At 47.8% G+C, this 23,529-nt stretch carries 21 protein-coding genes; 5 read left to right on the forward strand and 16 right to left on the reverse strand.

Annotation, left to right across the window (positions count from 1 at the left end; translation table 11 throughout):
* Positions 1-43 precede the first annotated feature (43 nt).
* From modA to IC229_RS30390, 4 genes are all read right to left on the reverse strand, one after another.
* Positions 44-781 (reverse strand): molybdate ABC transporter substrate-binding protein, encoded by a 738-nt coding sequence (modA, locus tag IC229_RS30370; RefSeq protein WP_190891978.1) that lies wholly within the window; start codon positions 779-781, stop codon positions 44-46.
* Between the two features lie 21 nt (positions 782-802).
* A complete protein-coding gene (locus IC229_RS30375) occupies positions 803-1,963 on the reverse strand; it encodes a cytochrome-c peroxidase (protein WP_223834283.1) in 1,161 nt (386 codons plus the stop codon).
* Positions 1,960-2,466, reverse strand: coding sequence for a molybdopterin-dependent oxidoreductase (locus IC229_RS30380; RefSeq protein WP_190891980.1), 507 nt, complete (start codon positions 2,464-2,466; stop codon positions 1,960-1,962). The genes IC229_RS30375 and IC229_RS30380 overlap by 4 nt, the downstream gene beginning before the upstream one ends.
* 98 nt (positions 2,467-2,564) lie before the next feature.
* A complete protein-coding gene (locus tag IC229_RS30390) occupies positions 2,565-2,717 on the reverse strand; it encodes a hypothetical protein (RefSeq protein WP_190891982.1) in 153 nt (50 codons plus the stop codon).
* Positions 2,718-2,850: 133 nt separating this feature from the next.
* Here IC229_RS30390 and IC229_RS30395 point away from each other — a divergent pair, with 133 nt between their 5' ends.
* Entirely contained in the window at positions 2,851-3,441 is a 591-nt protein-coding gene (locus tag IC229_RS30395) for a hypothetical protein (RefSeq protein WP_190891984.1), read from the forward strand.
* Positions 3,438-4,850 (forward strand): hypothetical protein, encoded by a 1,413-nt coding sequence (locus IC229_RS30400; RefSeq protein WP_190891986.1) that lies wholly within the window; start codon positions 3,438-3,440, stop codon positions 4,848-4,850. The genes IC229_RS30395 and IC229_RS30400 overlap by 4 nt, the downstream gene beginning before the upstream one ends.
* On the opposite strand, the gene IC229_RS30405 is transcribed toward IC229_RS30400, so the two are convergent.
* The 3 genes from IC229_RS30405 to solA all read right to left on the reverse strand — a co-directional run bounded on the left by IC229_RS30405 (position 4,845) and on the right by solA (position 7,344).
* Positions 4,845-5,393, reverse strand: a complete 549-nt coding sequence (locus IC229_RS30405) for a hypothetical protein (RefSeq protein ID WP_190891988.1) — start codon at positions 5,391-5,393, stop codon at positions 4,845-4,847. The two genes, IC229_RS30400 and IC229_RS30405, sit on opposite strands and share 6 nt — an antisense overlap.
* A gap of 25 nt (positions 5,394-5,418) precedes the next feature.
* Positions 5,419-6,021, reverse strand: a complete 603-nt coding sequence (locus IC229_RS30410) for a YbhB/YbcL family Raf kinase inhibitor-like protein (protein ID WP_190891989.1) — start codon at positions 6,019-6,021, stop codon at positions 5,419-5,421.
* Between the two features lie 153 nt (positions 6,022-6,174).
* Positions 6,175-7,344 carry an N-methyl-L-tryptophan oxidase gene (gene solA / locus IC229_RS30415; protein WP_190891991.1) on the reverse strand — a complete coding sequence of 390 codons (1,170 nt, stop codon included), beginning with the start codon at positions 7,342-7,344 and terminating at the stop codon, positions 6,175-6,177.
* 252 nt (positions 7,345-7,596) lie between these two features.
* On the opposite strand from solA, the gene IC229_RS30420 reads away from it, so the two are divergent.
* Positions 7,597-8,544, forward strand: coding sequence for a DUF4886 domain-containing protein (locus IC229_RS30420; RefSeq protein ID WP_190891993.1), 948 nt, complete (start codon positions 7,597-7,599; stop codon positions 8,542-8,544).
* Between the two features lie 111 nt (positions 8,545-8,655).
* Here IC229_RS30420 and IC229_RS30425 read toward each other — a convergent pair whose 3' ends face one another.
* From IC229_RS30425 to IC229_RS30455, 7 genes are all read right to left on the reverse strand, one after another.
* Positions 8,656-9,930, reverse strand: coding sequence for a sensor histidine kinase (locus IC229_RS30425; RefSeq protein WP_190891995.1), 1,275 nt, complete (start codon positions 9,928-9,930; stop codon positions 8,656-8,658).
* A 92-nt stretch (positions 9,931-10,022) separates the two neighbouring features.
* Complete coding sequence (locus IC229_RS30430; RefSeq protein ID WP_190891997.1) at positions 10,023-11,417, reverse strand: sigma-54-dependent transcriptional regulator; 1,395 nt, start codon at positions 11,415-11,417, stop codon at positions 10,023-10,025.
* A gap of 140 nt (positions 11,418-11,557) precedes the next feature.
* A complete protein-coding gene (locus tag IC229_RS30435) occupies positions 11,558-12,712 on the reverse strand; it encodes an ABC transporter permease (protein WP_190891999.1) in 1,155 nt (384 codons plus the stop codon).
* 69 nt (positions 12,713-12,781) lie between these two features.
* Positions 12,782-14,026, reverse strand: coding sequence for an ABC transporter permease (locus tag IC229_RS30440; protein WP_190892001.1), 1,245 nt, complete (start codon positions 14,024-14,026; stop codon positions 12,782-12,784).
* Positions 14,027-14,120: 94 nt separating this feature from the next.
* Complete coding sequence (locus IC229_RS30445) at positions 14,121-14,783, reverse strand: ABC transporter ATP-binding protein (protein WP_190892003.1); 663 nt, start codon at positions 14,781-14,783, stop codon at positions 14,121-14,123.
* Positions 14,784-14,862: 79 nt separating this feature from the next.
* On the reverse strand, positions 14,863-16,317 hold the full coding sequence (locus IC229_RS30450; RefSeq protein WP_190892005.1) for a TolC family protein: 1,455 nt from the start codon (positions 16,315-16,317) through the stop codon (positions 14,863-14,865).
* 5 nt (positions 16,318-16,322) lie between these two features.
* Positions 16,323-17,585 (reverse strand): efflux RND transporter periplasmic adaptor subunit, encoded by a 1,263-nt coding sequence (locus IC229_RS30455; RefSeq protein WP_190892007.1) that lies wholly within the window; start codon positions 17,583-17,585, stop codon positions 16,323-16,325.
* A 254-nt stretch (positions 17,586-17,839) separates the two neighbouring features.
* Between IC229_RS30455 and IC229_RS30460 the strand changes: the two genes are divergently transcribed.
* Positions 17,840-20,128, forward strand: a complete 2,289-nt coding sequence (locus IC229_RS30460) for a GH92 family glycosyl hydrolase (RefSeq protein WP_190892009.1) — start codon at positions 17,840-17,842, stop codon at positions 20,126-20,128.
* Positions 20,129-20,314: 186 nt separating this feature from the next.
* Complete coding sequence (locus IC229_RS30465) at positions 20,315-21,571, forward strand: sialidase family protein (RefSeq protein WP_190892011.1); 1,257 nt, start codon at positions 20,315-20,317, stop codon at positions 21,569-21,571.
* A 66-nt stretch (positions 21,572-21,637) separates the two neighbouring features.
* Here the strand turns inward: IC229_RS30465 and IC229_RS30470 are convergent, their stop codons facing one another.
* Positions 21,638-22,621, reverse strand: a complete 984-nt coding sequence (locus IC229_RS30470) for an NADPH:quinone oxidoreductase family protein (protein ID WP_190892013.1) — start codon at positions 22,619-22,621, stop codon at positions 21,638-21,640.
* A 9-nt stretch (positions 22,622-22,630) separates the two neighbouring features.
* The gene (locus IC229_RS30475; RefSeq protein WP_190892014.1) at positions 22,631-23,500 is read right to left on the reverse strand and encodes a sugar phosphate isomerase/epimerase family protein; all 870 of its coding nucleotides are present in this window, start codon (positions 23,498-23,500) and stop codon (positions 22,631-22,633) included.
* Between the last annotated feature and the right edge of the window lie 29 nt (positions 23,501-23,529).

Genomic DNA, 23,529 nt, shown 5'->3' on the forward strand with positions numbered 1-23,529 from the left:
GCTGACGCCAAAAAGGCTTATGCGTCAGCTAACTTATCACTCATCATTTTATTTGGTATCCGAACTTTTGCAAAATACGGCGAGCCGTTGGGCTCCCCAAAAAGGCTAGAAATTGTTGAGCAGCTTTAGTTTGCCCGGTACGTTTCAACACCACTACGCCCTGTGCAATGGGTGCATATTCTTTTGCTGGCAAATCGACCCAATGACCACGCTTTGTCAGACTGGGGTCTAGTACCACCGATTTGGCGGTGAAACCGACCTCGACCGATCCCGACAGAATATATTGATTGACCTGCGCAATGCTTTCGCCATACACAATTTTCGATTGGATCTGTTCCAGCAACTTTCTGGATTTCAGAAGAATAATTGCAGCTTCACCGTACGGAGCCGTAGCTGGGTTGGCAATCGCTACGTGCCGAACGGCGGGATCGGACAGGATTTTTAAATTGGCCGATACAGGCAGATCACCCGCCGTCCACAACACCAGCGAACCATAGGCGTAAATAATGGGTGCGGCCAGCGTTAAACCTGCTTTGTGCAGCGTTTGCGGGTACTCCATATCGGCCGACAGAAATACGTCATAAGGAGCACCCTGCTGAATCTGGGTTGTAAGCTTCCCAGATGAATTCACGATTGACTCAATAGCAACGCCCGTTTTCTGCTGAAAAGCGGTTTTCAGTTCCTCCATCACAAACTGAGCGTTGGCCGCTACGGCCACCCGCAGTGGCTGAGCCAGTACACTTATCGGACAAAAGAGCAGAAACAGAAAAAGCTTTTTCATAAATACAAAGACCAAACCGCGCTACTTTACACGATGTACACGATGTACACGATGATGCGGATCGGCGAACTGAGGGTTGTTGACAAACGTACTGTCGGTGAATAAGTGCATAAACGCGATTAAGTCAGACTTTTCGTTACGTGTCAGGTGAAAACCGCTGGTTTGGCCGGGCAATTCATGACTCAGCGTCGGGCCGTTTTGAATATGTTCGCTGTAATGATTCAGAACAGCTTCCAACGTAGCGAATCGACCGTCGTGCATATAGGGAGCGGTCAGGGCGATATTACGTAGCGTCGGCACGCGAAACCGACCATTATCCAATGCCAATCCGGTAATTACCTGACGACCAGCATCTGTTACTTTCAGGTCGAGGCCGTTATTGTGAAATACCTCCTGATACAATTTCGGGCCGCCGTGGCAGTGAGCACAGTTTCCACCCCGCACGTTACGTTCCATCGAAGGCGCCGAGTTGAAAAGCTGCATGCCCCGCTTTTCGGATTCAGTTAGTTGATACGTTCCTAGCAAATAGTGGTCATAACGCGAATTGGCCGAAATCAGGGTGCGTTCGAACTGGGCAAGCGCTTTGCCAATGCGAACATCGGTAATGGTATCGGAACCGAAAACGAGCCGAAACAAGGCCGGATAGAGCGTTGTTTTTTGTAGTGCTTTCGCGGCAGTATTAGGCTTAGAACCCATTTCATCAGCATGACCAAGCGGAACTAAAGCCTGCTCTTCCAGGCTGTTTGAGCGTCCATCCCAAAACAGTTGCCGCACCCACAGCAAATTGGTGAGTGACATAGAGTTTCGTTGTGTGGTTTTACCGGTAACACCTACGCTCAGGGCCAATCCGTCCGTAAACGCCCGCGCCTGCTGGTGACAACTGGCGCAGGAAATGGTTTTTGTCGACGAAAGCAAGGGTTCATAGAACAGCAACCGGCCGAGGTAAACACCTTCCTGCGTCGTCGGATTATCGGCTGGAATCGTAAATCTCCCCCCGAAACTGGCTGGATATTGAAGCGTGTAGGGTCCTGTTGGCACAGGGTCATCGACTGCCTTCCAGGAAGCCATTCCCAGGGCAATGATACCTATAATCCCAAGCGTCCAGACACGCATCTTTTTACTATTTATTGTCATGCTGACAAAGCCAGGCCGCCGAAGCAGAAGCATGGCAAAAGTTGTCATTTAGCAAATCGAACGTCAATTGATTTTACTTCCCGAATCCAGCGGGCTGGTTTCTTCTCACCGGGAACCACTACACGATACGGTCCAACGCCTTGCGCTAGTGGCCCACCGTCGACAGTATCGGCCAGAATGATGGTTCTTGTAGCAAATTCCGGATCAATTTCGGCAAGCGCAAATACAATTTCGTACCCATCGATAGCCTTGATTACTACGTATTTCGTCAGGTTTTCGCCCCGAAGTTCGCTACCTAACGTAGCACCCGCCTGTTTGAGCAGATCCACCAGAGGGACACCCGAATACGTATGGTCTTTGCCATCCCGATCTTTCGCCGTTACGTCGGTGTGGGTCATGGCTTTCAGATCGGCCGACTGCAAGGTCAATGGTTTCGATACTTCACCGGATATGGTTAGCGCCTGAGCATGACCAACAAATGTCAGCAGGTATAAACCGATAGTTAGACCGGCGGAAAAAATCGTTTTGGTACGTAAAATCAGTACGTTCATGTTGCCTTACAGATTACTAATAACCAGATTAATAAAGAAATTACGGCCCGGTTCCGGGAAGCCCTCGGCCAGGGCATATTTCCGGTCGAAGATGTTATTTACCCCGCCTTCCAGACTAACGTAGCGTTGCAGCCCAGGCTAAAAACCCGGCTGGTTCCCAACGTATCGATCTGTTGCGCCAATACATTCATTGTCAACCCACTAATAAGAGAAACGCTTGCAACGGCGGTACGTAACGTAAAGCTGAGCATTCGTTTTTAATTGAGCCAGGTCGTTATATTCATACAAATATAACGTTATCGATCGAATGACGATAGCCCGTTACGTAGTATCTATCCTGGTTTGGTAGTCTATATTCGCATTACGTAGGCTCTTCATTCTGGTATGTCGATTCTTTCTGAACGATTTCTAACAATTCCTCCCCGTCGGCGCTACTGGTACGTACAATTGATGTATCTGATTGTCAGTTGCACGCTGGTAAGCATAGTGCTTTGGTTACCTTTAAATCGGGAATGGCTCTCCGATTCGATCAGCCGATTTTATAGTCAGCGAGAGCGATTGGACCAAAAGACCGACGTAGCTGAACGTCGGCAGGAAGGTTACGTGCAGGCTTATCCCTATATCGATCTCATCCGACAGCGCTGTCAGCCAAACGATTATTTTTTGATTCCTCCCCAACGTTACCTGATTCGAAACGCTTATAAATTAGGCAGATCAACGGGCTACAACTGGCTGTATCCGAGCGTTTTGTATTATCACTTAGGCAAGTCAGTCCAGTTGCTGGATATGACGGCCTCAGATTCGTTGCTTCAACGGGCAACGCATACGTTCTGGGTTTTCGAAAACAAGATTTTCCTGCTGACTTTTAAGGAGCACAACCGGCCGCTCGTAATGGGCGAGTTCAAAAAGTACGATCCGCACTTCTTTGCCTACACACCCGAACAGGCGCGGACCTATTACAAATCGAAGCCATGACCTTATCTGTTGCATACCTTATTGTTACTCAGTTTCTGATAGGTTTTGGTGTCTTGGCCCGACTTCGTCCGGTTACGAAGGGGCTAAGTTTGCTGGGGCTGTCGATGCTGGCGGGACTGGGTATTAGTTCTGTGCTGCCTTTTGTACTTCAGTTCGCCCATGCACCTATTGCTCGCTTTCCCATGTTCATCGGACTTGGCCTACTGGCTGCTTTATCGTTGCTGCTGCTACGTGGGCAGTTCACCTATCTGCGTGATGTCTTTGCCAGAAAACAGTTCATGGTTCATCTATACGAACTACCGTTTCTGGGCTTCTGGGCGTATCTGCTGTTTATTAGTGCCTGGAAATGTGCGTGGTACCCAAATTTACCTTTCGATACAATCGTCGGGCCAGACTTGATTGCTACGTTCGCCGTACGGGAACGTACGCTTATTTCATCGGTTTTCACAGCGCATCTACCGTCGGTATCCGTTTTCAGCAACCAGCCATTTTATGCACCTTTTACGGCCATGCAGCAGATTCTTTACCTGCTGGCGGCTGGGGGAATCGGTACGTTCGCTTTCGGGAAATTGTGGCTTACGGTGATGGTACTGGCCTTCGGACTATTTTTCTACGCCGACATGCGGGAACGTATACACCCGCTTCTGGCGGGTTTACTGGTCACTATGCTTGCCTGTAGTCCGGAACTGTTCGCCTACACGTTTCTGGTACAGACAGACTGGGCCAATGCGGCTTTTTTTGTTGTTGGAGTGATGTTACTTCAGCGGTATTTCGATGATTCGCAACGTAGTACGTTACTAGCTGCTACGTTGTTCTTTGCCTTTGCCTGCTGGATACGTACCGAAACCATTTTGTTTGTTTTCATTGGTTCGGCATTGCTGTTTGCCAAATCGTTACGTTCTTCTCCAGGTAAAGCCGTCCTTAAAGCATCGATGCTGACTGTCGCCTGTCTCCTACCGTTTATTTTCTGGAATTACATTTTTCTTCGCGGATACGTAGTATTGCCTGCCAGCACCCATCTGGGAACGCTCCAAACTGTATCGGGAAATTACTTTACCAATCTGTTCACCATTTACGGAAAAATGACCGATACGGTACTTCTCCACGATACCTACTGGAACTATTCCGTCTGGGCATTTTTAGCATTTACTACACTGAATTTCAGCTTCTTTCGCAGCAAACAGGGGCTACCCATTCTCATTTGGATACTAGGAATCTACGGGCTATTTGGCCTTCTAATAATGCATATTGAAGGAGCAAATGTTCCTTTTACGTTCCGACGGGGTTTTTTCAAAATTCTCTTTTTAATGTATTTCTATTTAGGGTATACTACGTTATTTCAAAGAATCACAAACTGGCTATTTCAGTGGGAAGAAAAGACTCTATCACAGGCAAGCATTAACTTATAAATCCTGAACCTCTTTCAATGGTTTCCACGGTTTTTTCGCCTGTTCTGCGTCTTTAGGATCGCCGGAACAGACGCGGCATAAATAGGTAATCTCAAGCGACCACCCTCTATCGGTATTTCCCAGTGCCAGCCGGATTTGCGTGCGGGGAGTTAGCCACGTAACGGTCTGAAGTTCGCCGACTTGCGCGGTTTTACCTTTGCCGTATTTATCTGTTATCAAGGCGGCTAAATCGACAGCAGTCTGTTTTACATCGGCTTCGGTAATGCCGGGCAATACGTAGTAATAATAGTTTGCCGACAGTAGCGAATCGCCATTGAACTCATACTCAAGCCCAACTTTCCGATCAGCCAGTGGTACACGGGTATACGTAATTTTCTCTTTTTTTACCGATGTAGGTTTTAGGGTGTCCGCATCTCTGACCTGTTTTGGCGAAAAACCCCAGCGCACCTTCCTAACGTCGAATTCCTGCTGCGCCAGCAGTTGATTGATGACAAAGAATTGCAGAAGAAACAGTCCGATAATTCGGAATTGAATGGTTTTCATACGTATCAGATTAATCCCAGAACAGTTATTGCGGACGCTTAAACAAACCAACGTACCCAGCTTTTCCCAAAACGTGCCCATCGATGGCTTTTAAAACCGCCACGCGCGTCTCTGAACCGCCCGAACTCGGTTTAACATCAAGTTTAATATCCAGCGCATACAGTTCAAAGACGTAGTGGTGCAAAGGCCCCGAGGCCGCAGCACCCGGCCCCCGATAACCTGCCATAAACACATTCATCTGGAAACTACCATCAGCCAGTTGTGCGCCGGCCGGAACGCCTTCGGGCAGACTCGTCGCAGTAGCCGGAATATTCCACACCAGCCAATGCAGATTATCGTCGGTCGTTTTATTCCGGCTGACATCTACGTCATGCATGTGTAACACAAAACTTTGTGTTCCCGGTGGTACGTCCGACCAGCTCAAGGCTGGTGATGTTCCTCCGCCCGGTGCCGCGTTTGGTGCAGCCTGTGAAAATTTGACGGGAATGATTCCTCCATCAGAAAACGCGGTTGTCGTCAGGCGCATGGGTGGTAAAGCTGTTGACGAAGTCGGCGCTGTGTTTTGCTGAGCGTGTATCCTCGAAATCAGACTTATTAATAACGTAATGGCAATTACTAGTTGATTCATAGTAACATTAGGTTAAGAAATCCTTCTTTGTTAAGGTAACGTAGTGATTTAATCTAACAGGTACAATCGGAATCCGGAGATGATTGTTTTGCTAACGTATTGCTTTTGTGTCGTCTAACGTAACGTATCAGGCAATTGGCGAGTTGTTTTTGACTACGTAGTGAACGATGAAAAGTTTGTTAGCTGAAAAGGCTTTATGTCAAATTCGGTACGTCCCTGCAAGGCTAGATCTGATAGAATTTGCCCGACCGCTGCCGAATGTTTAAACCCATGTCCCGAACAGGCCGACGCTAAAAGCACATCGGGATTGTTTGGGTAATGGTCAATGATGAAGTCGCCGTTGGGCGTCATGGTATATAAACAAACGACTGATTTAACGCAACTTGGCCCAATTCCCACGAAGTTAGGCGCTACGTATTGCTCATACATTTTTTGAATCTCCAGATTACTAACCGTTCGATTTACGTCATCTGGCAACGTAGTATGTTCGAACGTTTCGGTCGCGACTTTAAGCCCGCCTTCTGGTCCATTAATCGCCGGGAAACCATAAACGCCCCGATCATTCAGAATAAAAATTGGCAGTTTATCGGGTGTAAATTGATCATATTCACCCTGAATGTCAAACCAGTATAAAACCTGACGATAGACCCTGAGCAGATCGGCACAGGGCGTGTTACGTAGCGATTCGGTGATCCAACTTCCTGTAGTAAGTATCAATTTTCGAGTTTGATACGTTGCTTTGTCGGTTCGAACAATAACTCCGTCTACGGTTGATTCAAATGAAACCATTCTTTCCTGCGTATGAACGGACGCGCCATTTTTTCGGGCCTGATCAAGCTGAACAGCTATACAGCGTTCGGGTTTTAAAAATCCAGCTTCCTGTTCATAATAACCAACTTCATTCGGCTGAAACTGAAATTGCGGGAATTCCTGACGTAGCGTTTCTGTATCAAGAATTCGGTGATCAATCCCGAACCGCTCTGCGGCCTCAATGGTGGTCGTAAGCCAACCGGATTTGTTACGTGTTCGTACCGATGAGTCGCGCTGCCCGACAAAAAGTCCACCCGTAATGGTTAGAAGTTCTTCGCCCGAAAGCTGTTCGAGTGCTCGCCAGATCTGATAGGAACGTAGCGTCAATGGCACAAAATGCAGCCCTTCGCCAATGGCCTGCCGCGTGATTCGGGTATCGCCGTGGGTCGAACCTAACGTATGCGGAGGATCGAACTGGTCAATTCCTGCTACGTTGGGCGTTTGTCTGGAAAGCTGATAAAGTGCTGCGCTACCCATTGCCCCTAAGCCTGTTACAATCGCGTCAAGAATCATATCTGTAATCAATTAAGCCGTTATATGGGTAAAGAAATGACTAAATCGGTTTAGGTTTTAGAGAAAAGTTACTACGAACCTGTTTAAACTTTTATGTTAGAGCCGTTTTGTCATGCTGAGGCACGAAGCATTAAAATGCTTCGTGCCTCAGCATGACAAAAACTCCTCGTTTTAAGCGTGTATCTGAAATTCAAAGCTTATTCATAACCAACAACTTAACTCAGGAATTTAACAAGCCTTTGTAATTTAAAAATGATCAAAGTCAGCCCCATCTCCCGAAGGACATTCATTCTTTTCTTAATTCTCTTCTCTGTCGAAGTTACGTTTTCACTGGCACAATCGAGCGGCAGCGAAAAACCGTTGCGTCTGTTTATGATTGGGAATAGCTTTTCGCAAAATGCATCGAAATATTTACCTGAGTTGAGCAAAGAAGGTGGTCACGCCTTAGTGATCGGGCGAGCCGAAATTGGTGGTAGTTCGCTGCAACGGCACTGGGACCATGCCGAAGCGGCCGAACGAAACCCCGATGATCCTCAGGGAAAACCATACAACGGGAAATCACTGAAAACGCTGTTATCGGATGGCGTTTGGGATATTGTTACCATCCAACAGGCCTCCATACTGTCCGGCGATGTAGAAACGTATCGTCCCTACGCCCAAAAGCTGTACGACTACGTTAAAAAACTACAGCCAAATGCAAAAGTAGTCTTTCACCAGACTTGGGCGTATCGAACTGACTCAAAGGATTTTAGCCGGATTGCTACTGGAGATTCCGCAAAGAGTGCAGAGCAAATGTGGGCGAAATCTAGAGCGGCTTATCATACCATTGCCGATGAATTGGGGATTCCGATTATTCCGAATGGCGATGCTTTCTGGAAAATCAACTCCAGTTCGAAATGGGCCTATCACAAAGACGATACGTTCGATTCGAAACAGGCAAAGTCACCAGCTTTACCTGACCAAACGCACTCATTACATGTGGGTTATCGCTGGGATAAAGACAAATTGGCTTTTGATTCTCATCATGCCAACGCGGCTGGCTGCTACTTAGGCGGGTTAGTTTGGTACAGTTTTCTCTTTCGGGAATCGCCCGTCAAATTGACTTTCAAGCCCGATGAGGTGGACACTGATTTCGCCCGCCAATTGAGAAAAGTTGCCTGGAAAACGGTAAAAAAGGAGAAAAAGGCAAAAATAAAGTGAAAAATAAAGCTCAATCTGTTTCAGCCTACACAATAAAGCAGATGAATCAGCGTTTTTAGAGAGTTAAGTTTCTTCTGCTCCAGTAGGTCAACTGCTGGAGCTTTTTCTTTTTTACGCAAATCCGATTCGAAACTCTGTCCAGCCGTCATCATTGGTTCCGAGTGAAAACGTAAATTGGTGACTCAATAACACTTCGCGGGTGAGCGTCAGTCCAATTCCCTGTCCTTCGGGCTTTGTGCTATAAAAAGGATTGAACAGATTTCCCGCTACGTCATCCGAAATAATCTGCCCATTATCGCGAATGAGCAATTGTTCAGACGCACTGATAATTTCAACGTATTGCCCTGACGTACAAGCTTCAATTGCGTTTTTCACTACGTTCAGAAGCACCTGCTCTAGCTGCTCCACATCGACAGTCTGAACGTTTGGCTCATCGGCCAGAATAGTTAACGTAACACCTCGACCCTCGGCCAATGGCTGCATGAGTCGCGCTACGTTACGGGCAATGCCGCTTACATCAGCGGGTTGTTTCTGCGGTTGAGGCAGTCGCACTACGTCGGCAAATCGGCGCATGAATCGATTTAATCGGTCGTTACGTTCAATCGCGACTTTCACAGCATGCTGCACATCGGGTTCACTAACGTAAGAATGTGTTACGTCGAGAATCGAGTTGACGGCTCCTATCGAGTTGTTGACTTCGTGCGCCATCATCCGAATGACTTTGCTGTAGGATTTTTTTTCCGTAGCCAGGATTTCGGGGGTCAATTCTTCGATAATCAGGAACGACCGCCGGAAACCTCTATCCATAAAATTGGCCCGAAGTACTTTGTAGGTTTCGATGCCGTTTGGCTTCATAATCCGCGACTCGCCATCGGCCAGATCGGCCACCTGCGCCAGCAGCGAATACCCTAACGCGTCCAGTGGTTTGCCCACTACGTCGTCGGATTGTACCGATAATAACGTACTGGCCCGTGGATTGACAGACGCAACATTTCCATCGAAATCAAAAATCAGAATGGCGATGGGCGCTGCTTCGATGAGTTTGTTCAGAAAAAATTGCTGTTCCACCTGTCGGGTTCGTTCCAGTCGGAGCTGGTCAATCATGAGATTATATACCGTTATGAGTTCGTCAACTTCCTGATTACCCGTCGTCACAAATTTGACCGTAAAGTCCTTATCCCGAATGGCTTCGATGCCTGACGCTATAAATTCAGACGGCTGCTGAAAGGATCGGTAAATCTGTATGGCGAAGAAAATAGAGAGTAAAAGACCAACTTCACTGGCAATAAACAGCAGCTTGTCCTGACGTAGCACGACAAAAAGCAGCCCAGTAATTGCTACGTGTACTGTAATGATATACAGGATATAACGAGTTCGAAAGCTCATGCCTGATCGGACCGCCGACGCGGCCAAGATTTTTACAAGATTAAACGGATTTACCAGAAGTTGGCTACGTCGGGAAGGCGAAACAAATCCTGTTAATTAGTAAAATCATCGAAATCCTGGCGATCCGACGTATCAGTCAGACTTATTCCAAATTTCTCCAATCGGCGATAGAGAGCAAAACGCGTGATCCCCAGTGCCCGAGCCACCTTCGCTACCTGATTGTGATGATACGTCATCGCCCGCTGAATCATCTGGTACTCCATCTCCTCCAGTGTCATGGTGCCCACTTGAGGCAGGGTTGGCGTGGATGGCAGGGTTTGTGGAAGGTTTCGCTCAAAATCGTCGGATTGGAGTTCGTCGTTAGGCGATAGCAGGACGGTGCGCTCAACGATGTTTTTCAATTGACGGATATTTCCGGGTAACGTTAGATTTTTCAGCCATTTCTGAGCCGCCGAACTCACCCGCAGATCAGGACGATTGTAAATGGTTTTCAGGTTGTTGACAAAGTAATTGACCAGTAATGGAATATCACCCGAACGTTCTCGGAGGGAGGGCAGCCGGACGGTAATCAGATTAATTCGGTAATACAAATCTTCGCGAAACTGTCCTTTGCCGACCATTTCTTCCAGATTGCGGTTGGTGGCGCAGATGACACGCACATCTACCGTCTTCGATTTGCTGCTCCCGAGTGGCTCAAACGTTCGATCCTGCAATACACGTAACAGTTTAACCTGACTGCCCGGATCAAGATCGCCGATTTCGTCCAGGAAAATGGAGCCTTTATTCGCTAGTTCAAATCGACCAACCCGATCTGTTTTGGCATCGGTATAAGCACCGCGCACATGGCCGAACAGTTCGCTTTCGAACAACGTACTGGAAATACCGCCCAGGTTGACTTTCACGAATGGCTGGCGTTTTCGGCGGCTGTTATGGTGAATGGCTTCGGCAATCAGCTCTTTTCCTGTACCACTTTCGCCGGTGATGAGAACAGGCGCATCAGTCGGTGCTACACGTCCAATAGTCGATAGTATATTCAGCAACGTAGCATCTTCACCAATAATGTTATCGAACTGAAACTGCTGGTCGAGTTTACGACGACCGGGCGACGTAGTGGGCAACTGTGCCAGATTAAGTGCAGTACGTACCGATTGAACAAGATGGTCGTTTTGCCAGGGCTTTGTAATAAAATCCCTCGCTCCGGCTTTCATCCCTTCCACGGCAAGGTCGATACTTCCCCAGCCCGTAATCAGAATCACCGGTACGTTCGGTAGTCGTTCCCGAATCCGACGTAGCAACCGCAATCCATCATCTCCCGACGTATCAATCGAGAAATTCATATCCAGCAAAATAACCTCAGGTGTTTCTTCGGCCAGTACGTCGAACGTCTCGAATGGTCCATCGGCCAGACGCACGGCAAAACCTTCTTTCCTAAACAGCAAGGAAAGTGAAGTTTGAATGGCGATATCGTCGTCGATGATGAGAAGCATAGTTCTGAACCAAGATTTTTACAAGATTCAAAAGATTAAACAGGATTTTAAAGATTTTTAGGATGTATAAAAGGGGTCAGCAATCTTGTTTAATCTTTTGAATTTTGTAAAAATCCTGGTTAAGACATGCCAGTTCAGAATTACTCTTCGTGTAACGCCACTGCCGGTTGAATCAGCGCGGCCTGTCGACTGGGGAACAAGGCGCATAACGTAACGATGGCATAAATAATCAGCACCGCAATAATAATAGCCGTTACGTAAACACCCGCCTTTACGTCGAATACATTTAATAATGGAAACTGAATGGCAAAGAGCAAACCGATCAGCATGGCGAACGTAGCGAGTACCCAGATTTCGCCGATGAATTGCGTTGAAATACCACTGCCGGTGGCCCCCATCGCCCGTCGCAGTCCGATTTCGCCCCGGCGTTTAGCGATGCTTAGATTCAAGACTCCGAATAGACCGAGCGCTACGTTGATCAGCAGAAAAGTACACACAACCAATGCAATGATAACTGGTACCAGCACCAGGTTATGCTGATTTTTCCGCGAATCGGCCAGGTAGTCGACCTCTACACTCCAGCCCGTTACCATCGACGCAATGTCTTTTACAATTTTCGCTTCAAAAACGGCGTCGGTACCGGGTTTTACGCGCATCAGCATGGTATCGTTCCAGGTTTCATTGACCTTAACCAGTTCAAAGATTGCTGGTTTATCCGACATAAATTCGCCTTTCGCCTTGAATTTATCGACTACCCCAACCACCCGAAACTTATCACTAAGGACTTTCCCTAATGGATTTTCGTCGCTGAACAAGGCTTCTTTTAGCTTCTTATTAATGACAATGGGTTTGTATTTGCCCACGCTATCCACGTTTCGATACCAGCTACCAGCCGTCATCGGAATGTCAAGAACTTTGGCGAAATCTTCATCCGTGACGTAGAAATCGGGGTGTGCTTTCCGTTTATTATATTCAATGCCATTGTTCATCTGGTTGGCCGAAAAGGGGAAATTACCACTCATCCGCGACACAGACTCCACCTCAGGATACGCCTTCAGCCGCTGCAATATGCGTTGTTGTTTATCAGCGATGCTAACTGTATCCTGATTATTTCTCAGGCCAATAGCCCAGACGTTCTCGTACGTAAACCCAAGTGGTTCCCGGTAATTACCGACGTTAATGACAATCAAGGTTGCCAGTCCAAACAGCACTAAAAACGAAGCCCATATTTCCACGATCAGCAGCGCGTGTGACTTCTTCTTATTCCAGATGAGTTTAAAGAGATGAGGGATCATGATAAAGAGTGAATGAGCGAAAGAGTGAAGGGCTAGCGCGAAAACAAGCAATCGGATGGCTTTCGCTCTTTAAGATTTTAGCGCTTCAGCGATATTAAGTTTCGACATGCGGAGGGCAGGGAGAACACCCGACAGGAGTCCAAAAACCAGGCAAACTAATAGACTAACCAGAAACACATTCAGGTTGATGGTCAGGTCGGCGTAAGCAATCCAGCCACTTTCATTGATAAGATGGATGATAACGCTGGCAAAGACTAACGCAATAGCACCACCGATAAACGTAATGAATATGTTTTCGACAATAAACTGCCAGACCAATGTTTTGACAGGTGCTCCGAAAGCCTTTCGAATGCCAATTTCCGAAGCTCGTTCCATGATGCGACTGACGTTGATATTCACCAGATTGATAGCGGGCAAACCCATCAACATCAGCATGATAAAGGTGACGACACCGAAAAAAATAGCATTAAGATTACTCGATTCGCCAAGAATGGTTCCAATGAAATTCTCCGCATAGGGCTGACAACCAACATTCACTACACCATACTTAAATCCATCTTCAACGCCGGGTAACGGAATTCGGTCGATCCGGCCCTGAAATTCTTCCTGAATGGCTGCAAAATCAGATTTGTTCTTGGCGAGTATGATACAGACGTACCCACCCCGCATACCACTACGTTGGTAATTACTTTTGGGTGTTGTGTAAGGAAAATAAATATCCGAATAGCTGAACGGTCGAGTGATAGGTCCACTTCTGACCACGCCAATCACCCGATATCGGATGTTTTCGACTTCAATCTCCCTTCCCACAGCCGACTCCGTTCCTTCAAAATATTGCTTTTTCAAATCGTCGGTAATCACCGCTACGTAGTCACCATTGGCAATATTTTGTTCATTGTAGGGTTTGCCTTCCAAAAATTCGAAGCCGTTAACGTACCAGAAATCTGCGTCTGTAAACTTCGTGTTCAGTTTTATTTTCTGCGAACCAACGTACGCATTCGAGCTGTTGACGAACGTGCAGATGGTTACCCGTTCAGGCGTTTTCAGCGTTTTCACGAAATCCGTCAGAAACTTGAAACTCATCGGCCCCGAACTCCGGGAAGTTTGGCTCGAATCCCGCATATCCATCTGCATGATATACAGTGACCGGTCCCGCCGAACTTCCGGATAATGAGTTCCCAAAAGATGGTCGAGGAAAGAAGTCAGCACCATTAACACGGTCAGTGTCAGGCTGATGCCAAACAACGTAATGAAGGTATAGAACGGATGCCTCAGCAATACCTTCCAGGCAATTTTTATGTAGTTCAGTAGCATAATTAAAGAGCGAAATCGGACCGCCGATGCGGAGAGAATGAGCGAAAAAGTGAAGGGCTAGCGCTAGGAAAAGCTGCCGATTGGCATTCGCTCTTTACAAAACTTGTGTCCCGTCGAACAACCTCACCAGCCGATGCGTGCGTTTGGCCATTTGTTCGTCGTGCGTAACCATCACGATGGTAGCACCTTCGTCGTTGAGTTGCTGGAGAATGTTCATGATCTCATTTCCCATTCCGCTGTCGAGGTTGCCGGTTGGTTCGTCGGCCAGAATGATGTCCGGGTTACCGACGATGGCGCGTGCAATGGCGACCCGTTGCTTCTGACCACCAGACAATTGCTTTGGAAAGTGCTTCATGCGATTGCCCAGACCCACTTTCGTCAAAGCCTCTTTGGCGTACTCCTGGCGAGGTTTGCCGTTGGTAGATCGATAAAGCAGGGGTATCTCTACGTTATCCAGTACCGATAAATCATTGATCAGGTGGAAACTCTGAAAGATGAATCCGATTTTCTGATTCCGCAGCCGCGCTAATTCCTTATCCCGATACTGCGTAACCGGCTGTCCATCAAGCTCGACAGTACCTTTCGACGGCTCATCGAGCAGACCCATTACGTTCAGCAACGTACTCTTGCCGCAGCCCGAAGGGCCCATAATTGACACAAACTCACCTTTCTGAATATCCAGATTGATGTTGTTAAGCGCCAGCGTTTCGATGGTGCTGGTCCGGTAAACTTTTTCGATGTTTTTGAGGTGTATCATGGCATTGGGGTGAGGGCATGGGGCATAAGATTTGGTTTGGAAGCTGGTTTTACCCAATGCCCCAAGCCTCTGCCCTCTGCTATTTTATTTTCTGGTTTGTTTCAAAATCGTATAAGGTCAATAAACGGAGTGTGTAAAATGCCTGCCAATAGTCGCGGAGGGCGATGATGGCGTCGCGACGAGCGCGGTCTTTTTCCTGCGTAGCAATACCTAAGTCGGTTACACTCAGGTCGCCGAGTTTAAAACGATCCTGCGCGATCTGATAGCGGCTCTGGCCAATCTGATCGGCTTTTTCGGTTAGTGTAACCTGCTGACGTAGCATCTGAAGCAATGTAACCTGCGTGAAAATTTCCTGCTCAAAGGTGAGTTTGTCCTGTTCGACAGTCTGCTGGGTTAGCTCACGATTCGCTTTTGCGGTTTCAACTAATGCCTGCGCCCGCCCCCAGGTCATAATTGGCAGGGTAAACTGTAGTGATACGTACTCCCGATTCTGCGGACGGACGTAAACATCGCCCAGATTCGGCCCCTGATTCGACAGACCGTATCCAGCAACCAACGTAGCATTCAGACCATTATTTTTACGCGCTTTTTCGAGGTCGCGTTCAGCTTCCAGCAGTCGCCGACGGAAGCCGATGGCGCTGGATCGATTGGCAACGGCTTCGTCAAGCGCCTGCCGAACGTTGACGGTCAGCATGGGTAACTGATTGGGAATCGCCAGTCTGAGCGGTTGCAATTGAGCGGTATCGCGCATACCCGCAAATGATTTCAGACGTAACGTAGCCACAGCTTCCGTCTGACGGGCCGACGCCAAATCTTTCTCGGCATTCAATACGCTCAATTGCAGTTGCAGCAAGTCGTTCTGCGAAATCTTGCCCAGATCGAGTTTGTGTAGAGCAATGTGGTACAACGTATCATTATTAACACGATTGGTTTCAGCAATTTGTAGATTCACCTGAGCCACCAGCAAATCAAAATACAACGTAGTGGCCGATAGCGAAACCTGTTCGCGAGCTTCCAGCGATTGCTGATTGCCTTCGGTGTATAACAGAGGCTGAATTTTTCGATCCCAGCGCATCGGGTTGAACTGAAACAGCGGCTGATTCAACCCGATCCCGAACGGAATACCATTATACAGCGTGTTTCCCTGAATGAAATTATCGAATCGCTGAAGTTGCTTTTGCACAAAAACGGTTCCGCCCGTTGGTGCAATCGACTGACTCAGTGATAAAGTCAACGTCGAGTTATTATACGACACGGGTTCAAACTGAATGTTTCCATCGGGTTGTATCACCTGTATGTACGACCGGGTAAAGTTGGGCAACGTACCATCCAGACTCAATTGAGGCCGAAACTGCGCCAGAAATGAGCGGTACTGCCAGTAGTTTGTACGTAACTGCGTACTGGCTCGCTTGGCCGCTACCGACTGATTCTGCGCTAGTTGCAATACTTCGTTCAACGTAATATTCTGCGTTTGTCCGAAACTCGTTTCGCCAGCCAGCCACAAACCGAGAAATAAAAAATAGAAGCGGTTCATAACGGTCAGGGTTTCTTCGGGTCAATCGTGATTTCTTCCAGGTTTTCATACTCACTCAGGTCGGTCAGGATAACCTGTTCGCCCGCCTGTAACCCCTGCTTGATCTCCACAAAATCGAAGTTGGTCAGACCAATCGTTACTTCTCGTCGTTGTGCTACGTTGCTGCCTTTGGGCAATACATAGACGTATTGTTTATGCTTACCCTTAAACGTCGGCCCGTTTGCTACCCGAACCGCTTCCGCAACCCGATCGGTGATAACAAATACGTCAACTTTCATATTCGGACGTAACGATGCGTGGTGGCTGTTATCGAGCTGAACGACAAACTGTACGACCCCATTTTTGACGGCGGGTTTTACCTGAGAAATTTGTCCGCGCAGGTTCGTTTCGTTCACCTTAATTATGACGGGCAGACCAGCTTTTACCTGACTGGCGTACACATCGGAACAGGAAGCTTCAATTCGAAAACTACCCAAATCAGCCAGTTTAGCCAGTATTTCGCCTTCATTTACCGATGAACCGATGTTCTCATTCACCCACGTAAGCACGCCGGGTCGGTCGGCGATGATATTAGCCTGTTTTAGTTTGTGATCCAGTTCTTTCAGGTTTTTTTCTTCAATCTGCGCCTGGAGTGTTGTTTCGCGCAGACTCGCCCCCATCGACTGTCGGTTGTAAACCAGATCATTCTCTAGTTGCTTTTTTTCCAATTCAGCAACACGTAGTAAATTTTCGGCGCGGGTTACGTCTTCGCCGGTGCTCCCTCCCACTTTCTGCAATCGTCGAGCCCCTTCTACGTCGGCTTTTAATTTATTGATATTGAGCTGTTTGATCTGATCGTTAACCTCGGCATCGTAGAGGCTTTTGTTGAGCTTCATGCGTAGTTGATCGATTCCATTACGTTTCAGCGCCAGTTGATCAGCGATTTTTTCCCGCTCAATTTCAGACAGTGATTTGTCGAGATCGAGAATGGGTTGGCCGGGTTTTAAAGACGTACCGGGTAAGAGTAAAATTCGCCGAATGCTGGCCCGGATTGGGCTGGTGATGATTTGCTCGAAAGCTGGAATAACTTCGCCTGTTGCGTTCAACGAGTTTTCGACGGGGCCGGTCTCCGCTACGGCCATCCGAATTCGGCTCGATTCAACCGACGTTTTAAGTGCGTTTCTTGCCCACAGCAACATAACCACAAGCCCCACTACGATCAGTACTCCGATCAGTAGGCTTCGGTTACGGCTTCGATTGGCTATCTCTGGGGCAAGTTCCTTATCCATTTTCTCTATTGTTATTCACAGAGAATAAAGCCAAACGACGTGCCAGTACGTAACAGCCTATTTATCAAATAACTAGTTCAAACTATACTACTAAAATCTGTGCAAAATCGCACAGATCGTTACGTTATCGAACAAGTTACCCTAAAGGAAATTAGTCAATCAGAATTATTTTCAAGCTGAAAGCTGCGTGTGCTTCCGAATGCTTTTCGTACCTTTTTAGCTTCTATTTATCCATAATCGGTATTTTCTTAAAAATGACTAAAGTTATCCTCTTCGTTCTTTTTCAGTTTTTTGCTTTCCTTTCTTTCGCCCAGCCAAATTTGGTCCCTTACGTTCACCCGTTGATTGGCACGGAAAAAATGGGGCATACGTTTCCTGGCGCGACCGTCCCGTTTGGAGCCGTTCAGCTTAGTCCCGATTCGGATACGTTGTCGTATGAATTCAATGGCAAATACAACGGTGATGTGTATCGTTACTGTGCTGGATATAAATACGAAGACAAGACGATTGTTGGTTTTAGTCACACGCACTTTAGCGGAACGGGCCACTCCGACCTCGGCGATTTCCTGATTATGCCTACGCAAGGCGCTCTGCAACTAAATCCGGGCGTCGCGTCGAATCCGAAAAGTGGGTATCGGTCAGCGTTTTCACACGCTAATGAAGTGGCCGAAGCGGGTTATTACAAAGTTAAACTCGACGACCATAACATTCTGGCCGAACTGACGGCATCTAATCGGGTTGGTTTCCATCAGTATACGTTTCCAAAATCCGACCAGTCGCACGTGATTCTGGATTTGATGCACGGCATTTACAACTACGACGATAAGGTCGTCTGGACGTATGTGCGCGTCGTGAATGATACGTTGATTACGGGTTATCGACAAACCAACGGCTGGGCACGCACCCGAACGGTGTATTTCGCGCTGTCGTTCTCGAAGCCATTTAAAGCATACGGCCAGCAAAGTCAGGATAAACCACAGGTATACAAGGGTTTCTGGCGAAAATTCGACCAGACCCGCAATTTCCCGGAAATCGCAGGTAAGCGGATTCGCATGTATTTCGATTTCGCTACGCAGGAAGGCGAGAAAATTAAACTCAAGATGGCCATCTCGCCGGTAAGTCAGGAGAATGCGCTGGCGAATATGCAGACCGAAGTTCCGCACTGGAATTTTGAGCAGGTTAAAACACAAGCGCAGACCGCCTGGAACCGGGAATTGTCTAAAATTCAGATTGATGCGTCTGAACCCGACAAGGTCAATTTCTATACGTCGCTTTACCATACGTTCGTAAACCCAACGACCTATATGGATGTCAATGGACAATATAAAGGGCTAGACCAGAATGTTCATCAGGCCAACGGATTCACCAATTACACGACCTTTTCGCTTTGGGATACGTATCGCGCCCTGCATCCCTTTTTCAATCTGATCCAACCGGCACGTAACAACGATATGGTACAGTCGATGCTTACCCATTACGACCAAAGTCCGTTGAAAATGCTGCCGATCTGGTCGCACTACGCCAACGACAACTGGTGCATGAGCGGCTACCATAGCGTATCGGTATTGGCCGACGCCATCATCAAAGGTGTTTTCAAAGGCGATGCCCAGAAAGCCCTGAATGCCTGCATTGCTACGTCCAATCACCGTGATTATGAAGGCATTGGCGAGTACATCGATAAAGGATACATTGCAGCTACGTCCAATAGTACGTCGGTTTCCAATACGTTAGAATACGCCTACGATGATTGGTGCATTGCGCAACTGGCGAAGAAACTAAATCGGCAGGATGTGTACGAAATGTATCAAAAACGCGCCCAGAACTGGCAGAACGTATACGACAAATCCATCGGGTTCATGCGTCCCCGGCTGGCCGATGGTACGTTCAAATCGGAATTCGATGTGCACAGCACACACGGACAGGGATTTATCGAAGGTAACTCCTGGAACTTTAGTTTTTTTGTGCCCCAAGATCCCGCTACGTTGGTACAGTATATGGGCGGGCCGAAGAAATTTGCCACCCGTCTTGATACGTTGTTCGCAATGAATTTACCTGACATGTTTTTCGCTGAAACTGAAGACATTACACGCGAAGGTATCATTGGTGGGTACATCCACGGCAACGAACCAGCGCACCACGTAGCGTATCTGTACAATTGGACCGGGCAGCCCTGGAAAACGCAGGAGCGTATCCGCATGATTCTCAAGATGCAGTACAAACCCACACCAGACGGTCTGGGCGGGAACGACGACTGTGGGCAAATGAGCGCTTGGTATCTGTTTTCGTCGATGGGTTTTTACCCCGTAGTGCCTGGTTCGGAAGAATATTCCTTAGGCAGTCCTTCCGTAAAAAATGCGCAGATTAAACTCGAAAATGGCCAAACGTTTATAGTTGAAGCCATTAATCAGAGCGATCAGAATGTATATGTTCAGAAAGTGCTACTGAATGGACAGCCTTTAGCAAAACCTACCATTACCCATTCTGACATTCTAAAGGGCGGGAAATTAACGTTTTATATGTCAGCAAAGCCGATGAAGAAGTAATACGGTACTAGAAATAAGCTTTGCTATAAAACTGTTTTAGCCCCTTCATTTATCAACCATATTATTAAGAATCTTACTAAATAAAGTTTGAAGTCTCTTTTCAACGTGTACTTTTGTAATCTAACGTTAGCTATAACTCGCTGACAGGTAATTAGAAAATCAAAAAATTACGCGTTCAATAAAGACATGAGAACGATTTTCAAATCTATGCTAGTAGGTGGCTGGCTACTTCTCTTAGGAACCGTCAGTTACGCAACCACCGGCAATTTTAGTGATACAACCCGCGCCTATGCTGTTCCGACGCTGGCGAAAACGTCGAAAGGTAACGTAGCACTATCATGGACCGAAAAAGACAAAGATGGTACTACGTTCTTTTACTGGGCCGAATCGACTGATAAAGGCAAAACGTTTGGCGATAAAAAGCTGATTTATTCTGCCGTTGGTCTGGGAAGTTCCCGACTCATGCGCCCGAAACTGTTGTTCAAAAAAGATGGCTCTATCGTGGCCGTATTTGCCGCTCCCGGTACGTCGGTTAACGCTCCAACGGCTTCTGCTCAGTCGGGTCATGATCATGGTGATGCTCATGCTGGCCATAGCAGTGCGCCAAAATCAGGAGGTCGTCCATCGGATTTGCAAATCGTGTACAGCGTCTCGAAAGATGGCAATACCTGGAGCCAGCCTGCACCCGTTCATGCGGATAAAACACCAAATACAGTACGTGGTTTCTTTGACGCTACGTTATTAGCCAATGACGAAGTTGCTGTTGCTTACCTGAACGACATTCCCGGTAAGGCTCACGAGCGGGATTTAAAATTCGTTACGTCGAAGGGCGGCAAGTTTGGCGACGTAAAAACCCTCGACCCATTCACCTGCGACTGCTGCAATATCAGCTTATTGGTCGATAACAAAGGCGCGCTGAATCTATACTACCGTGAGAATCAGGAGAATATTCGCGATATTTATAAGATGATCTCGACGGATAATGGCGCTACGTTCACCAAAGCAGAAAACCTCTTTGCCGATAACTGGAAAGTTAACGGGTGCCCCCACTCTGGCCCAACATCCAGCGCCAGTTCGGCTGGAAATCTGATTGCCTGGACTTCAGGTACGACTGATTCGCCAGGTATTCGAGTGGTTACGCAGCAGGGTAAACGGCTGTTTGTACTGGACGATCAATCAGCGAAAAACGCGTTTCTGGCATCGGCCCCAAAATCGGCGGTTCTGCTGTGGGAACAAAATCAGGCTTTGGAAACAGGACTGACTTCGGTCATCGCCTACAAACACATTACGTCGGATCAAAATCCGGCAACACAGTTTGTTAAAAACGCTATCAGCGGCACAAACGCAACGGGTATCGTTATTGACAATCAACTAATTGTGGCCTACGAAGTCAAAAAAGCCAACAACAAAAACGGGGTAAGTGTAGCGCAGACAGAACTATAAGTGTACGATATATGAAGTATGAAGTATTGACTATTAGGACATACATCATACTTCATATATCCTAGTTTATTCTTCCTCTATCACCACAACCGCTTTTCCCACAATCTTCCGCTCCATCATATCGGTGAGGGCTTGCGGAGCTTCGGCCAGTGTATAGCGTTTCGAAATGTGGGGCGAAATTTTGCCTTCTGTCGCCCACATCGCCAGTGTCTGCATATTCTGTCGGTTTAAGGCTGGTTCTTTCTGAGTAAACATTCCCCAGAACACACCGACAATTGAACTGCCTTTGAGCAGCGCCAGATTCAGCGGAATTTTCGGAATATCACCTCCGGCAAAGCCAACCACCAGATAGCGTCCTCGCCAGCCCAACGAACGAATTGCTGGCTCGGCCCATCGGTCGCCGACGGGGTCATACACTACGTCGACGCCCTTACCTTCCGTGATTTCTTTGATACGTTCGCGTAGGTCTTCCGTCGTATAATTTATCAGGAACGTAGCGCCTTTCTCCTGACATACAGCCAGTTTCTCATCTGTTGAAGCGGCAGCGATCACCGTCGCGCCCATCAGTTTTCCCAGTTCAACGGCGGCCAGCCCTACCCCACCAGCGGCTCCCAACACCAGCAGTGTTTCGCCTTCTTTCAGTTGCGCCCGGTCTTTGAGGGCATGATAGGACGTACCAAATGCGTACAGCGTCGACGCGCCCGTTACGTAGTCCATACCATCGGGCAGCGGAATCGTAGCGCGTGCGTCTGCAACTCGTTCCTCGGCCAGCCCACCGTGCGTGCCGAACGTAAAGACACGGTCGCCGGGTTTAACGTGCGTAACCCCAGCACCCATAGCCTTCACCACACCCGACGCTTCGCTGCCCGGCGAAAATGGCAGCACTGGCTTAAACTGATACATATTTCGGATCGTGAGCGTATCCGGAAAGTTCAGGCTACAGGCTTTCACCTGAATCAACACCTCACCGGGACCAGGCATTGGCGACGGTACGTCCTCAAGCGTGAGCGTATCAGGTAATCCGAATGCACGACATAGAATAGCTTTCATATACCTTGACTATACATTATCGTATTTCGCCTGCATGGATTTAATAAATTTCAAACCATTTTCGGCGATGTCCCAAGGGTCGTTGTACTCGCGCCAGACGTTAATGGAATTGGCGAAATCAATATCATTACGTGTAAACGCTTCGATGGTCATCCAGCCCTTGTAGTTTATTTCGGCGAGGGTTCGGAACGTATCATCCCAGGGGATGTGACCAGCACCCGGTGTTCCCCGGTCGTTTTCGCTAATGTGAACGTGGGCCAGAACTGGAGCAATAGTACGTATCGCATCGGGGAATCGTTTCTCCTCCATATTGGCGTGGTGCGTATCAAACATCGCTCGCACGTTAGGATGATCGGTCAGGCGAATGAGATGCGCCAGTTGGTCCATCGTGTTGCACAGATAGCACTCAAATCGGTTGAGGGCTTCGGGTGTGAGCACGATACTGGCTTGTTTGGCATAATCGCCAACGGTGTTTAGCACTTCGGCACTGTGGGCGTATTCATCGGGTTGAGGCTCGCGTCGGCTGAACGTAGCGAATGCTGAGTGCATGGGTCCGCAGATTACCGTTGCGCCCATCGCGTGCGCCCGATCGATGGCTCCTTTTAGAAAATCGACTGCCTGTGACCGAACGCTGGCTGACTCACTGGCCGGGTTTTCATCGGGCCCGACAACCATGACCGTAGTACGTTGCAAACCCAGTTGATCAAGATGTTGCCCAAACTGGCGATAGGCTGCTACGTCCTGATTATCAATAAAACACTCGATGCCATCGTAACCAATATTCTTTAGCCGTTCAGCAATCGGGTTCATTTTCTCCGAAATCGGCGCCGACCAGGCAAGTAAGTTAAAACCAACAGGACACGCGTTTGATAAAGACATAAAAGCAATAAATAAGGGTAAAGCGATGA

This window comes from Spirosoma profusum, from assembly GCF_014699005.1.
GTDB lineage: Bacteria > Bacteroidota > Bacteroidia > Cytophagales > Spirosomataceae > Spirosoma > Spirosoma profusum.